Source organism: Zoogloea sp. (assembly GCF_028693495.1).
GTDB lineage: Bacteria > Pseudomonadota > Gammaproteobacteria > Burkholderiales > Rhodocyclaceae > Zoogloea.
In genome coordinates this window covers 1-14,296 of record NZ_JAQUVG010000009.1, presented here as the reverse complement: position 1 = coordinate 14,296, position 14,296 = coordinate 1, and the positions used below count along the sequence as shown (strand labels likewise).

Annotated in this window: 12 protein-coding genes, 1 tRNA gene and 2 pseudogenes; 7 read left to right on the top strand and 8 right to left on the bottom strand. The window is 63.3% G+C overall.

Annotated features, from left to right (window positions below; all coding sequences use genetic code 11):
- Positions 1 to 8: 8 nt before the first annotated feature.
- From PHD22_RS02915 to queD, 6 genes are all read right to left on the bottom strand, one after another.
- Entirely contained in the window at positions 9 to 635 is a 627-nt protein-coding gene (locus tag PHD22_RS02915; RefSeq protein ID WP_299862030.1) for a DUF47 domain-containing protein, read from the bottom strand.
- A 187-nt stretch (positions 636 to 822) separates the two neighbouring features.
- On the bottom strand, positions 823 to 2,646 hold the full coding sequence (locus PHD22_RS02910) for a DEAD/DEAH box helicase (RefSeq protein ID WP_299862027.1): 1,824 nt from the start codon (positions 2,644 to 2,646) through the stop codon (positions 823 to 825).
- Between the two features lie 118 nt (positions 2,647 to 2,764).
- The gene (locus PHD22_RS02905) at positions 2,765 to 3,469 is read right to left on the bottom strand and encodes a glutathione binding-like protein (protein ID WP_299862024.1); all 705 of its coding nucleotides are present in this window, start codon (positions 3,467 to 3,469) and stop codon (positions 2,765 to 2,767) included.
- A 12-nt stretch (positions 3,470 to 3,481) separates the two neighbouring features.
- A complete protein-coding gene (locus PHD22_RS02900) occupies positions 3,482 to 3,838 on the bottom strand; it encodes a ribbon-helix-helix domain-containing protein (RefSeq protein ID WP_299862021.1) in 357 nt (118 codons plus the stop codon).
- Between the two features lie 87 nt (positions 3,839 to 3,925).
- Positions 3,926 to 4,504, bottom strand: a complete 579-nt coding sequence (locus PHD22_RS02895) for a DJ-1/PfpI family protein (RefSeq protein WP_299862018.1) — start codon at positions 4,502 to 4,504, stop codon at positions 3,926 to 3,928.
- Positions 4,505 to 4,574: 70 nt separating this feature from the next.
- The gene (gene queD, locus PHD22_RS02890; RefSeq protein WP_299862016.1) at positions 4,575 to 5,039 is read right to left on the bottom strand and encodes a 6-carboxytetrahydropterin synthase QueD; all 465 of its coding nucleotides are present in this window, start codon (positions 5,037 to 5,039) and stop codon (positions 4,575 to 4,577) included.
- Between the two features lie 67 nt (positions 5,040 to 5,106).
- On the opposite strand from queD, the gene PHD22_RS02885 reads away from it, so the two are divergent.
- Entirely contained in the window at positions 5,107 to 5,958 is an 852-nt protein-coding gene (locus PHD22_RS02885) for a radical SAM protein (protein WP_299862013.1), read from the top strand.
- 16 nt (positions 5,959 to 5,974) lie between these two features.
- Here the strand turns inward: PHD22_RS02885 and PHD22_RS02880 are convergent, their stop codons facing one another.
- Complete coding sequence (locus tag PHD22_RS02880; protein WP_299862010.1) at positions 5,975 to 6,277, bottom strand: helix-turn-helix domain-containing protein; 303 nt, start codon at positions 6,275 to 6,277, stop codon at positions 5,975 to 5,977.
- A 263-nt stretch (positions 6,278 to 6,540) separates the two neighbouring features.
- On the opposite strand from PHD22_RS02880, the gene PHD22_RS02875 reads away from it, so the two are divergent.
- From PHD22_RS02875 to PHD22_RS02850, 6 genes and pseudogenes are all read left to right on the top strand, one after another.
- Positions 6,541 to 7,764 carry an aspartate kinase gene (locus PHD22_RS02875; protein WP_299862007.1) on the top strand — a complete coding sequence of 408 codons (1,224 nt, stop codon included), beginning with the start codon at positions 6,541 to 6,543 and terminating at the stop codon, positions 7,762 to 7,764.
- 52 nt (positions 7,765 to 7,816) lie between these two features.
- A tRNA-Ser gene (locus PHD22_RS02870) sits at positions 7,817 to 7,910 on the top strand.
- Positions 7,911 to 7,953: 43 nt separating this feature from the next.
- Positions 7,954 to 8,970: pseudogene (gene ltrA, locus PHD22_RS02865) on the top strand (group II intron reverse transcriptase/maturase); the annotation flags it as partial.
- The gene (locus PHD22_RS02860) at positions 8,960 to 9,385 is read left to right on the top strand and encodes a group II intron maturase-specific domain-containing protein (protein ID WP_366520675.1); all 426 of its coding nucleotides are present in this window, start codon (positions 8,960 to 8,962) and stop codon (positions 9,383 to 9,385) included. The pseudogene ltrA and the gene PHD22_RS02860, both read left to right, overlap by 11 nt.
- Before the next feature lie 16 nt (positions 9,386 to 9,401).
- A complete protein-coding gene (locus PHD22_RS02855) occupies positions 9,402 to 12,350 on the top strand; it encodes a DEAD/DEAH box helicase (protein ID WP_299862002.1) in 2,949 nt (982 codons plus the stop codon).
- Between the two features lie 2 nt (positions 12,351 to 12,352).
- Positions 12,353 to 14,170 (top strand): hypothetical protein, encoded by a 1,818-nt coding sequence (locus PHD22_RS02850; RefSeq protein WP_299861999.1) that lies wholly within the window; start codon positions 12,353 to 12,355, stop codon positions 14,168 to 14,170.
- Between the two features lie 32 nt (positions 14,171 to 14,202).
- On the opposite strand, the pseudogene PHD22_RS02845 reads toward PHD22_RS02850, so the two are convergent.
- Positions 14,203 to 14,296, bottom strand: a pseudogene (locus tag PHD22_RS02845) (recombinase family protein); the annotation flags it as partial.

The window sequence follows — 14,296 nt, the reverse complement described above, 5'->3', positions numbered from 1 at the left end:
TGCGTCGCTCAGGCGTTTTCCAGCACGATGCCTTCAACGATCTTGGCGACGTCCTCGCAGCGGTCGGTAATTGATTCGAGCTGCTCGTAAATGGCCTTCAGTTTCATCACTTGCAGGGCATCCCGCTCGTCCCGGAACAGGCGGGACATGGCTCCACGCATGATGCGGTCTGCATCGGTCTCGAGGCGATCGATTTCATTGCAGGTCTGCAGGATGGCGCTGGCGTTGTCCATGTTGGAAATCAGGCCGACGACGATCTTGACCCGGGTGCAGCAGGACAGGCTGACGTTGGCCAGTTGCAGTGCTTCGGGGGTGATGCGCTGGATGTGGTAGAGGGTGGTGCATTCGGCCACGTCCTGGACAGTGTCCAGGATGTCGTCCATGGCATTGATCAGCCCGTGGATCTCGTCCCGGTCCAGGGGGGTGATGAAGCTCTTGTGAAGCTGGGCGACCGTTTCGTGGGTGATCTTGTCGGCAGCCTGTTCGATGGTCTCGATATCGGCAATGTATTTCTCGGCATTGGGAAGATCTTCCATCAATGCGACCAGAGCCTGGCCTCCGAGAACGATTTGCTCCGCATGGGAGTTGAAAAGGTCAAAAAAACGTCCCTCTTGGGGCAGCAGGCGTCCAAACATTGGGTATTTGTTACTGCATGTTTACGGAAATGTTGCAGTCTACCAGAGCCGAAGACACGTAGCTCCGCCTGCGTGCGTGATTGTGTGGTGGGCGCAACGCCCTGAACGGGCGTCTCCATGGCGGAAAGCCGATAAAAAAGCCGCTGGCGTGGTGGGCCAGCGGCTTGGGTTACGGGGTGGCTGCTCTTCAGAACTTGGGCTTGCGGCTCTTGAAGTCCTTGTTGCCCCCCTTGAAGTCATCCCGGAAGCCGTCTTTCTGGAAGGGCTTCTTGCCGGGAACTCCACGGCCACCAGGGCCGGGGCGCCCCCGTTCTCGTGCGGCTTCCTCGGGGCTGGCCAGGCGGATGTTGAGCATCTGCTGGCGGACCCGGGCTTTTTTCAGGATCTGCAGCACGTCGGCGGGCAGGTCGGGGGGAAGCTCAACGGTGCTGTAGTCCTCGAACAGGTTGATCTGGCCGATGAAGCGGCTTTCGATACCTGCTTCGTTGGCGATCGCGCCGACGATGTCCTTCGGGCTGGCCATGTGCTCACGGCCCACGTCGATGCGGTAGCGGGCCAGGCGGCCTTCCGCGTAGTCGCGGCGACGCTCGAGGATTTCACCCCGGTTTTCGCGGGGCTCGCGCGTTTCACGCGGGGCGCGCGGATCCGGCTTGCCGGAGGCAGACATCTGGGCAAAGTCGGGCTTGCCGGAGTCCGGCATCTGCAGCGGGCGATCCTTCTGGGCCAGGTAGGCGAGCGCAGCCGCGATTTCGCGGATGTCCGAGTCGTTGTTCTCTTCCATGCCAGCGATCACATTGAGGAAGAAGCTCAGGTCTTCGGATTCGAGCACTTCGGTAACCTGCTGGCGGAAGGAGGCGACCCGTTTGTCGGCAACGGCTTCCCGCGAGGGCAGCTTGAGGGCTTCGATCGGCTGGCGGGTGGCGCGCTCGATCTGACGCAGCAGGTGGTTTTCGCGCGGGGCGACGAAGAGGATCGCATTGCCGGCGCGGCCCGCACGGCCGGTGCGGCCGATGCGGTGAACGTAGGCTTCGGTGTCGTACGGAATGTCGTAGTTGATCACATGGCTGACGCGGGGCACGTCGATGCCACGAGCCGCCACGTCGGTGGCAACGACGATGTCGAGGGTTTTGTTCTTGAGCTGCTCGATGACACGCTCGCGCAGTTGCTGGGTCATGTCGCCGTTCAGGCAGGCGGCAGCGTAGCCACGGGCTTCGAGTTTCTCGGCGAGTTCTACGGTGGCCGTTTTGGTGCGTACGAATACAATGGCGGCGTCGAACTCGTCTTCCACCTCGAGGATGCGGGTGAGGGCATCCAGCTTGTGCGGGCCGGCAATCTGCAGGTAGCGCTGGTGGATGGTTGAGACGGTGGTCGTCGCAGCCTTGATCTTGACTTCCTTGGGATCCCTCAGGTAACGATGGGCCACCCGGCGGATGGCGTCGGGCATGGTGGCCGAGAAGAGGGCGGTCTGGCGTTCTGCAGGGATGTGCTCGAGAATCCATTCCACGTCGTCGATGAAGCCCATGCGCAGCATTTCGTCGGCTTCGTCGAGCACCAGGGTGGTCAGGCCGTCGAGATTGAGGCTCTTGCGCTCAATGTGGTCCATGACCCGGCCGGGGGTGCCGACCACCACGTGGGCGCCGCGCTGCAGCTGGCGCAGCTGCACCACCATGCTCTGGCCGCCGTAGATCGGCAGTACGTGGAAACCCTGCATCCGGCTGGCATAGCGCTGGAAGGCTTCCGCCACCTGGATGGCCAGTTCCCGGGTGGGAGTAAGGACGAGTACCTGGGGGCTGCGTCGGGACAGGTCTACCCGGTCGAGGGCAGGGAGGGCAAAGGCTGCTGTCTTGCCGGTGCCGGTCTGGGCTTCGCCGAGGATGTCGTGGCCGGCGAGCAGATGTGGGATGCAGGCCGCCTGGATGGGCGACGGGGTTTCGTAACCGATCTCGGTCAGGGCCTCAAGGATGGGCGTGGCAAGATCGAGCTGGTCGAAACGTTCGATGGATGTGGTCATGGGGCGGGACGCACGGGCCGGGTGGAGGGTGAAGCGGTGTCTTCGGCCCGGGAGAAAGAAGCGGCTTCAATTAAGCCGTTGATTTTACCGGAAATGGCTCCGTCCGTCCCGGTGCCCATCACGGTTTTGTGACGGTTCCCGCATCCTGCCCGAAAAGGACCCGTTTCGCAGCCTCGTCCACCGTGGGGGCTGGATTGATTCCGTCCGCCAGGGCGTAAGCCCGGATAGAGGCAGGGCGCTGGTGGATCTCTTCGAACCAGCGCTGCAGGTGAGGAAAATCTTGCAGGTCCTGGCGCTGGCGTGCGTGAGGCACGATCCAGGGGTAGCAGGCCATGTCTGCGATGGAGTAGGACTCCCCGGCAATGAAGGGGCGATCGGCCAGCCGTTTGTTGAGTACTGCGTAGAGGCGGGCGGTTTCCTTGACGTAGCGCTCGATGGCGTAGGGTATGACCTCTGGGGCGTACTGTACGAAGTGGTGATTCTGCCCTGCCATAGGGCCGAGGCCGCCCATTTGCCAGAACAGCCACTGCAGGGTTTCCGTGCGCTCCCGGAGTTCGGAGGAGAGGAACCGGCCGGTCTTTTCTGCCAGATACAGCAAGATGGCCCCCGACTCGAAGACGGAAACCGGTTCGCCCTTGTCAGCGGGGGCGTGGTCCACGATGGCGGGGATCCGGTTGTTGGGGGCGATCCGGAGGAAGTCCGGGGCGAACTGCTCCCCCTTGCCGATGTGGATGGGGACCATCCGGTAGGGCAGGCCGGTTTCTTCCAGGAACAGCGTGATCTTGTGGCCGTTGGGGGTGGTCCAGTAATAGAGGTCGATCATCAATGAGGTCTTTCAGGCGGAAGGGCGGTGTTCTGCGGCCAGTACCCAGCGGGAGTCCAGGTCGCGCAAGGGCTGATGGGGATCCGTTGGAATACGGCCGGCGAGCTGCAACTGCTGATAACGCATGCAACTGACCCTCAGGAAGGACGTGAAGTTCGTGTGCTCATTCAACTGGCCGCTGGCCAGCAGTTCGTCGTGGAGCCGGCTGACGAGCAGTGGAACGCTCAGGCCGTCGCGGGTAGCGATCTCTTCCAGGATGTTCCAGAACAGATTCTCCAGGCGCAGGCTGGTGGCTACGCCGTGAAGACGGATGGATCGGCTGCGGCTGGCGTAGAGCTTCGGGTTGGCATTGATGAAGATCTGGCACATCGTCGCGGTGCTCCAAAGGCGGGGACGTCCCCATGCCCCCATTTTAGGGGGCTGGGACGCTCTGCGGAACCTAGGATGCTTGATGCGCTAGTGAGCGATCGTTGTCCCCAGGACCGCCAGGAACTGGGCGATCCAGGCCGGGTGAGCGGGCCAGGCGGGGGCGGTGACCAGCTTGCCGTCGGTGATGGCCTGGTCCACGGGGATGTCCGCAAAGGTGCCACCCGCCAGTTCGACCTCGGCCCGGCAGGCTGGATAGGCGGAGCAGGTGCGCCCTTGCAGGACCCGGGCGCCGGCCAGCAGCTGGGCGCCATGACAGACGGCCGCCACGGGCTTGTCGGCCTCGAAGAAGTGCCTTACTGCCTCGATCACGGCGGGGTAGAGGCGCAGGTATTCCGGACCCCTGCCGCCGGGAATCACCAGTGCGTCGTATGCTTCAGCCCGGATGTCGGCGAAGGTGGCGTTGAGGGTGAAGTTGTGGCCGCGTTTTTCGGTGTAGGTCTGGTCGCCTTCGAAATCATGGATCGCGGTGGCAATGGTATCGCCTGCCTTGCGCTCCGGGCAGACGGCATGCACCGTGTGCCCGACGGCCTGGAGTGCCTGGAAGGGCACCATGGTTTCGTAGTCTTCGCAAAAATCGCCGCAAATCATCAGGATCTTCTTGGCCATGCCGGTCTCCTTTCGGGTGGTTGAAGGGAGAGAGTCTGGCGGCATGGCGGGTGGCGCAGGTGGTATCCGGTTACCTCGACCGGCTGTCCTGTTCGTCCCGCAGGGCGTCGGCCCAGCAGTTGGGGGTTTCGTAGAGACGGACCCGCGCCAGGCGGAGCTGGTTGCCATAGACGTCCTTGTACAGGGGGTCGAGGATGCGGAAAGCCTCCGCTGCCAGATTTTCCGCGGTGGGAACCACGTCCAGCACGACGGTCTTGTGGCCGGGCATCGAGGTCAGGAACTCCACGACCCGGGTGTCTCCCCGATAGGCGAGGAAGGCGTGATCCCACAGATCCACCAGGTTCTGTTTGGCGATGGCCTTGACGTCGGCAAAATCCATCACCATGCCGTTGACGGGCACTCCATCGGCCTGGATCACCCCCCCCGTCAGGGTGATCTCCAGGGTGTAGCGGTGGCCGTGCAGGTGGCGGCACTGGCTGGCGTGGTCGGGAATGCGATGGCCTGCGTCGAATTCCAGGCGGCGGGTGATGCGCATGGGGTGCACCGATGGCTGTAAAAGCTCACTATTATACGCGACCTCCTTTTGACCCCCGGGCGGCAGCATGAATCAGCAGGGACAGATGCTCACGGTCAGTGACCACAATCGCTGTTTCAGTACCAACACCTACATCTATCCTGTGGTGTCCCGGCGGGCCGGGGGCGTGTCGGTCGGCATCAATCTGAATCCCAACAATGCCTGCAACTGGCATTGTGCCTACTGCCAGGTGCCCGGGCTGGTCCGGGGCAGCGCACCGGACATCGACCTGGAACTGCTGGAGCGGGAGTTGCGATCTTTCCTGCAGGCGCTTCTCCAGGGCACCTTCATGGAGGAGCATGTGCCCGAGGATGCCCGGGTGATTCGTGACATTGCCTTTTCCGGCAATGGAGAGCCCACCAGCTGCAAGGCGTTTGCACGCATCGTCGAGCGTGTGATCGCCATCCGGGACGAATGGGGTTTGGCAGCGGTGCCGGTACGTCTGATCACCAACGGCAGCCTCGTGGATCGCCCCTACGTGCAGGAAGGCTTGCGCCGGCTGGCCCGGGCGGGCGGGGAGGTGTGGTTCAAGGTGGATGCAGGACGTGGGGAAGACATCGCCCGCATCAATGGGGTGGAGATCACCCCCGAGGCTCATGCCCGGCGTCTGGCCCTGTGCGCTCGCCTGTGCCCTACGTGGGTGCAGACCTGCATGTTCCGCTGGGATGGGGCCTTGCCCGACGGCCCGCAACTGGAAGCCTGGCAGGCCTTGCTGGAACAGGCTGGACTGAGCGCGCTGCGGGGAGTGCTGCTGTATGGCGTGGCCCGAGAATCCCATCAGCCGGAGGCCGTTCATCTGGATTCCATGACGTTAGAAGAACTGGAGGCTGCGGCAGTAGCCTTGAAAGCAAAGGGGCTGACCGTACTGGTCAGCCCCTAGCGCGTGGATCCACTCTTTAATGGGCCACGCGTTCCTTCTTCTTTGCGCGAGCTTCCTTCTTGAGGGTCTTGAAGAGCTCAGGGTTGGTGGCTTTCAGGTACTCGACCACTTCCACGTCATCCTTCTTGATCTTGCTGATATCCACCTGCTCAATATGCACGAGGCGCAGCAGGGCCTGCACGGGGCGGGGGATGTTGCGGCCGCTTTCGTAGCGGGAGCCGCCGCTCTGGGTGACACCGATCTTGGACCAGAACTGGGACTGGTTCAGGCCAAGCTTGCGGCGGATTTCGCGGACATCAACTTTTTCGGTCGTTTTCATTTTGCAATCCTCTAGGGGGTCGTCACTCTGTCAGTCTTAACAACAGACTAGCTGCTGTTTTGTATAACTTTCGTTATATGTCGGAAAGTATAGATCAGTACGCTCTACGGATACAACGACATATTTGCATTGATTAGGGTTTTCCACATGTCGTCCCCGTGACATGAAGCACGGACGGCATTTGTCAGTGCGACTTGCTGCACGCAAGACCGTAATCCGATAAGATCATGAGCTTTCCACATCACACCTTCTTAGAAGTCAAGATGGCGCTCATAGTTCAGAAGTACGGCGGCACTTCCGTCGGCAATCCAGAACGGATCAAGAACGTGGCCAAGCGGGTCGCGAAGTTCCACGCCCAAGGGCACAAGATGGTGATCGTCCTGTCCGCGATGAGCGGCGAGACCAACCGTCTGATTGCTCTGGCCAAGGAAATCAGTCCGGCCCCCAGCCCCCGTGAGCTCGACGTGGTGATTTCCACCGGCGAGCAGGTCACCATCGGTCTCCTGTGCATGGCTCTGGAGGAGATGGGCGTCAAGGCGCGCAGCTACACGGGTGGTCAGGTGCGCATCCTCACCGACAACGCCTTCACCAAAGCCCGCATCCTGGACATCGATGGTGCAAACATCCTTCGTGACCTGGATGCGGGTTCCGTTGTCGTTGTGGCGGGTTTCCAGGGTGTCGACGACGCCGGCAACATCACCACACTTGGCCGGGGTGGCTCGGACACCACAGGCGTAGCCCTGGCCGCGGCGATCAAGGCAGATGAGTGCCAGATCTATACCGACGTGGATGGCGTGTACACCACCGACCCCCGGGTTGTTCCGGAAGCCCGCAAGCTGGACACCATCACCTTTGAAGAGATGCTGGAAATGGCCAGCCTCGGCTCCAAGGTGCTGCAGATCCGCTCGGTGGAATTTGCCGGCAAGTACAAAGTGAAGCTTCGTGTTCTCTCCAGCTTCCAGGAGGAAGGTGAGGGCACCCTGATTACCGTAGAGGAAGACAAGAACATGGAACAGCCGATCATCTCCGGCATTGCATTCAACCGCGACGAAGCCAAGATCACCGTGCTGGGCGTTCCCGACAAGCCGGGCATCGCCTATCAGATCCTCGGTCCCGTGGCGGACGCCAACGTCGATGTGGACATGATCATCCAGAACGTCGGCCATGATGGCACCACCGACTTCTCGTTTACCGTCAATCGTCCTGACTACGAGAAGGCCATCAAGATCCTTGAAGGCGTGCAGGGCCACATCGGCGCCCGCGCCATCGAGGGCGACCGCACCATGGCCAAGGTCTCCATCGTCGGCGTCGGCATGCGCTCCCACCCGGGCGTGGCCTCCCGCATGTTCCGGACCCTGGCCGAGGAAGGCATCAACATCCAGATGATCTCCACTTCCGAGATCAAGATCTCCGTTGCCATCGACGAGAAGTACCTGGAGTTGGCCGTCCGTGTTCTGCACCGCGCCTTTGGCCTCGATCAAGCGTAAATTATTTTTGACAATGGGCTGAGCGTTGTCTAAAATGCGCAGCTCTTGCGGAGGAGAGTTGGCCGAGAGGTCGAAGGCACTCCCCTGCTAAGGGAGCATGCGAGCTAAAACTTGCATCGAGGGTTCGAATCCCTCACTCTCCGCCAAGAAAAAACACGAAAGCCCTGATTATTCAGGGCTTTTTTGTTTGTGCGCCCAGCATGGGCGCACGCCTGCGGGTGCAAGTCCCGCCACGAGCTGGTCACAGTGAGTGAAGTGAAGCGCAACTGCGTGAGGGTGGGGGAAGCGTCCGGTGAAGCCGTGCGTGATCTCATCAGCGACGAAGCCAGCGGCCCGCCGAGTGAAGACCCGGACACAGGGTCGGCAAGGCCGAAGGCGGGCACCGGTGGCCTGCTGGAAGCGGCGCTGACGAGACAGAACCTGCAAGCGGCCTGGAAACGGGTCAAGGCCAACAAGGGTGCGGCCGGGGCGGATGGGCTCGACATCGAGCAGACCGCCGATCTGCTGCGCACGCGCTGGCCCGACATTCGTGAGGCGCTGTTGCAGGGGTGCTACCGGCCGAGTCCGGTACGCAAGGTCATGATTCCCAAGCCGGACGGTAGCCAGCGTGAGCTGGGCATCCCGACGGCGCTGGATCGGCTGATCCAGCAGGCACTGTTGCAAGTGCTGCAACCCCTGATCGACCCCACTTTCAGCGAACACAGCCATGGGTTCCGTCCCGGCAGGCGGGCGCACGACGCGGTCAAGGCCGCGCGTAGCTACGTGCAGTCGGGCAAGCGCGTGGTGGTGGACGTGGACCTGGAGAAGTTCTTCGACCGGGTCAACCACGACATCCTGATCGACAGGCTCAAGCGACGCATCGATGACGCCGGAGTGATCCGGCTGGTTCGTGCATACCTGAACGCCGGGATCATGGATGGCGGGGTGGTGATCGAGCGCCACCTGGGAACGCCGCAAGGCGGACCGCTATCCCCGCTGCTGGCCAACGTGCTGCTCGACGAGGTGGACAAGGCGCTTGATACGCGAGGCTACAGCTTCGCGCGCTACGCCGACGACTGCAACGTCTACGTGGTCAGCCGAAAGGCTGGCGAACGGGTGATGGCGCTGCTCAGGACGCTGTACGCCAAGCTGCGGCTTCAGATCAACGAAGCGAAGAGCGCGGTGGCCAGTGCTTTTGGGCGGAAGTTCCTGGGGTATGCGCTGTGGGTGGCCAGGGGCAAAGAAGTCAAATGTGCAGTGGCCCACAAGGCGCTCAGGGGGATGCAGCATGGGGCAAGTCGTAGAGAAAATCCGGCCCTATCTGCTTGGATGGAAGGTGTACTTCGGACTAGCGCAAACGCCCGCAGTTTGGCTGAGGCTGGACGAGTGGCTGCGCCACCGATTGCGGGCCATACAGCTCAAGCACTGGAGACGGCCGGGGACGATCTACCGCGAACTCAAGGCATTAGGTGCGAAGGAAGACGTGGCGCGACAAGTGGCGGCGAACAACCGACGCTGGTGGCGCAACAGTAACCGTCTGCTCAAGATCTCGAACCGCCCGGTGCGGACCCGCATGCCGGCTGCCGTGCCTTATCGCGCATCTGCGATAATCTCCGCGGCTTCCCGTAAGCACTTCTCATAACCAGTCGAATCTGCTGATGCTTCCTTTTGCCCCCGGCTCCCGCGTCGTCATCCGCGACGAAGAATGGCTCGTCCGTCGTATCGACCCCGCCACCGACGGTGGCTGGCTTCTTACCTGCGACGGCATCTCAGAGCTGGTTCGCAGCCAGTCGGCCCTGTTCCTCACCGTCCTAGAGGACGAGATTCACGTCCTCGACCCGGAGAAGACCGAGCTCATCCCCGACGACACCCCCGCCTACAACGCCAGCATCCTGTATCTGGAGAGTCTGCGCCGGCGCAACGTCGCCAACGACGACAAGGTCCATCTGGGCCACCGCGGGGTGATGAACCTGGTGCCCTATCAGCTCGACCCGGCGCTGCAGGCGCTGCGTCAGCCGCGCTCGCGCATCCTGATTGCCGATGCGGTCGGTCTGGGCAAGACGCTGGAAGCGGGCGTGCTCGCGACCGAGCTGATTCAGCGGGGCAGGGGAAAGCGCATCCTGGTGGTCACGCAAAAGGCGATGCTCACGCAGTTCCAGAAGGAGTGGTGGAGCCGCTTCTCCATCCCGCTGGTGCGTTTGGACTCGGTAGGCCTGGCTCGCGTGCGCAACCGCATCCCCGCCAACCATAACCCGTTCAACTACTTCGACCGCAGCATCATCTCCATCGATACCCTCAAGAGCAACCTCGAGTACCGCAACTATCTCGAGAACGCCTGGTGGGACATCATCGTCATCGACGAATGCCACAACGTCGCCGCCCGGTTAGGCGAGTCGGGGCTCTCGCGCCGCGCGCGGCTGGCGAAGCTGCTGGCCACCCGCTCGGACACCCTCATGCTGCTTTCGGCTACGCCGCACGACGGCTCGGCGCGCAGCTTCGCCTCACTGATGAGCCTGCTCGACCCCACGGCCATCTCCGACCCCGACGACTACACGCCTGACGACTTCCGCAGCAAGGGCCTGGTCATCCGCCGCTTCAAGAAGGACATCCGCGACCAGGTTAGCGCCGACTTCCAGGAGCGCGTTACCAACTGCCTGCGCACGCCCGCCACGGCGCAGGAGGAAGCCGCCTACCGCGCGCTGCTGGAGATTCCCTTCACTCAGGGCGGTGAGCACCGGGCCGGCAAGCAGCAGGAGCTCCAGCGTATCGCGATGCAGAAGGCGCTGTTCTCCAGCCCGGCGGCCGCGATGGAATCCACGCGCAAGCGCATGGCCCTGCTGCAGGGCAAGAGCAGTCCGACGCAAGAGGAGGCGACTGAGGTCGAATCCCTGCGCTACTTTGAAGAGACGCTCACCCCTCTCGCCACCGACCCGGCGGCAACCCAGTTCAGCAAGTACCAGCGTCTCAAGCAGCACCTGCAGTCAGCCGAGTTCAGCTGGCAGGTCAAGCACGCCGAAGACCGCCTGGTCATCTTTTCCGAGCGCATCGAGACCCTGCGCTGGCTACGCGAGCACCTCAGCGCCGACCTCAAGCTCAAGCCCAATCAGATTGAGGTGTTGCACGGCCAGATGGCCGACACGGAGCAGCAGGAGCTGGTCGACCGCTTCGGTCGCCTGGACGACCCGCTGCGCATCCTCTTGTGTTCGGACGTCGCCAGCGAAGGCCTCAACCTGCACTACTTCTGCCACCGTCTGGTGCACTTCGACCTGCCCTGGTCGCTGATGGTCTTCCAGCAGCGCAACGGCCGCGTCGACCGCTATGGCCAGAAGCATCAGCCGCACATCGTCTATCTTTTTACCGACGCCGCGAACGAGAAAATCAAGGGCGACCTGCGCATCTTGGAAATCCTCGAACGCAAGGACGAGCAGGCCACCTTGAACCTTGGCGACCCTTCGGCCTTTCTCAACGTCTTCGACCCGGAAAAGGAAGCGGAGAAGGTCGCCGACTTCATGGCCGAAGGCCTCAGCCCCGAACAGGTCGAAGCCACGATGGACGCGGCGGTCGCCTCTGACTCGGACAATGACGGCGACTGGCTGATGACCCTCTTCAGCGGCAACAGCGCAACCGAAGACGAAGAGGCGACGCCCGCCGCCGGTAGCAGCCTCGACAACATCGCCGAGCCCGCCTCTCTCTTCGACAGCGACTTCCACTACGCCAAGACCGCGCTGACCCTGCTCAACCAGGGCCAGACCCTGTGCCAGTGGACCGCCGAGGATGCCGAGCGCGTCATCGCGCTCACCGCGCCGCTTGACCTGCAAGACCGCCTGCGCCAGTTGCCGCGCGAAGCCCAGGCCGACAACGACCACTACGCCCTGTGCGCCGACCCCCGGCGCATGGCCGATGCGATTGAAACTGCCCGCCAGGCCCGCGCTGAGCAGGACACCTGGCCCAAGCTGCACTACCTCTGGCCCCAGCATCCCATCGTCGAATGGCTGGGCGACCGCGTGCTGACGCATTTCGGTCGCCACCGGGCGCCGCTGCTGCAAAGCCACAAGCTCGCGCCCGGCGAGCAGGCCTTCATCCTCATGAGCCTCATCCCCAACCGCAAGGGCCAGCCCATGCTGGTCGAGTGGCAGGTGGCGAGCCGGGTGGGGCAGGGCGCTTCAGCTCCCTTCACGCTGGAGTCCTTCGACGCCTTCATCGCCCGCGCTGGCCTCAAAGCGGGTGGCTTGCCCAACCGTGGGCATACCTCGGAGCTCACTGCGACCACCGAGGTCATGCAGAGCGCCTTGCCCGGCGCGGTGCGCGCGATGCACGCCTACATGCTCAAGCAGCAGGCCGCCTTCTCGGCCGAACTCGCCAAGCGCCTCGAAAGCACGCTGACCGACTTGCAGCGCCTGCAGGGCCGCCAAATCGAACAGCTCAGCCTCGACCTCGAGAAGCAGCTCGAAACCGTCAAGCGCGGTCGCTTCGAGCAGAAGAGCCGCGATATCCACCGCGTTTTTGACGACTACCGGCGCTGGGTGGAAGACACCCTCACCACCGAGCCGCAGCCCTGGATTCAGGTGCTCGCCGCCGTTTGCAACCCCAGCCCTGCCGGAGCCTGACCATGCCCGTACTGGACGCCGTTCAAACCTTCGCCGGCATCACCAACGAAAACGAGTTCTACAGCCACCACTACCTGGCCGAGGTCTTCAAGGGCGACATCAAGGCCCGGCTCGACGCCTGGGAGGCCGCCGAAACATTGGCTCAAGGCAACGAGGTAGATGAGACCGCTCGCGACCGCCACCGCGGGCCCCACAGGCGCCTGCAAGCCTGGGCGCAAAAGTGGTTCGCCCTGCGCAGCCAGATGCAACGGGCTGGCGACGCCGCCGAGCGCTGGCGCCTCTTCACCCAGCTCCAGGCCGGCCTGCTGCAGGCCCTGGGCCACGCCGTGCCGGGCAAGCTACCTCCCGTGCACGAACTGGCTACCGGCAAGGCGCTTCCTTTCTGGCACCTGCAACTGCCACAGCTCGCCATCCTCCCCGCCTACCAGCCTGGCGCCGAAGACCAGGAGCTGCTCGACCACAAGCTGCTCAGCCTGCACTACGGCGGCGAGCCGGTGCCCCAAGCCCTGCGCAATGAGACCTGGGCCGACCTGCTCTCTGGCGTGGTGTTCGGTGCCGATACCCCACCGCGCTACGTGCTGCTGTGCGGGCTGGACGAATGGCTGCTGCTCGACCGCTACAAGTGGCCCAACAACCGCGCGCTACGCTTCAACTGGGCCGACATCCTCGACCGTAAGGACGCCGACACCCTCAAGGCTTGCGCCGCGCTGTTGCACAAGGACTGTCTTGCCCCCGGCGAGGGCAACAGCCTGCTGGAGAGCCTGGACGAGAACGCCCACAAGCACGCTTTCGGTGTCAGCGAAGACCTCAAGTACGCCCTGCGTGAAGCCATCGAACTCCTCGGCAACGAGGCTGCGCGCCAGCTGCGCGAGCAGGCGGCCGACGCCAAGAAGGGCTTTTTCAGTGGAAAGGACCAGCTCGACGCTGGCGACCTCAGTCTCGAATGTCTGCGCCTGGTGTATCGCCTGCTCTTCATGTTCTACATCGAGGCCCGGCCCGAACTCGGCTACGTGCCCATCGCCAAGAGCGATATTTACCTCAAGGGCTACAGCCTCGAGAGCCTGCGCGACCTGGAGATGCAGCCGCTCACCACGCCCCACGCCCGCGACGGCTTCTACTTCGACGCCACCCTGCGCCGTCTCTTCAAGCTCGTTGCCGAAGGCACCGGCCTGGGCGGCCCCACCCAGCACGCCCTCGGCTCGGGCGGCAGCACCGTGGCCGGTGCCCGAGAAACCTTCGCGCTCGCGCCGCTGGACAGCCGCCTGTTCGACGACAGCACCCTGCCGCTGCTGGGCAAGGTGCGCTTCCCCAACCACATCTGGCAGACCATCATCCGCCTCATGTCGCTCACCCGGGGCCAGGGCAGGGGGCGCCGCAGCGGCCGGGTCAGCTACCAGCTGCTGTCCATCAACCAGCTCGGCGCGGTGTATGAGGCGCTGCTGAGTTACCGCGGTTTCTTTGCATCCGATGACCTCTACGAGGTGAAGCCCGCACCCAAGAAGGGCAAAGCTGCCGCAGCGGAAGACGAGGACACCGACACCGAGGACACCGACAGCGAAGGCAACGACGATGCCAACGACAGCGAGTCCGCCGACGACAACACCGGCCGCGGCCGCCGCAAGGGCAGCGGCGCCGCTTCGGACGCCGACAAGCTCGATACCGCCTGGTTCGTCCCCTCCTGCCGCCTCGCCGAATACAAAGATGAAGAGCGCGTCTACGACATCACCGAGTCCGGCCACCGCAAGCTGCGCCTGTACCCCAGGGGCAGCTTCATCTACCGCCTCGCCGGGCGCGACCGCCAGAAGAGCGCCAGCTACTAGGGGTCGTTTCAGAAAACGGATAATAAAGCACGTTAAGCGTGCGCGGAGGCAGGCACCCAGCGGTACAGCGTCGAAATGGGCACGGCGAGGTTCTTGGCCACGGCCTTGGGCGGCACCCGATACAGC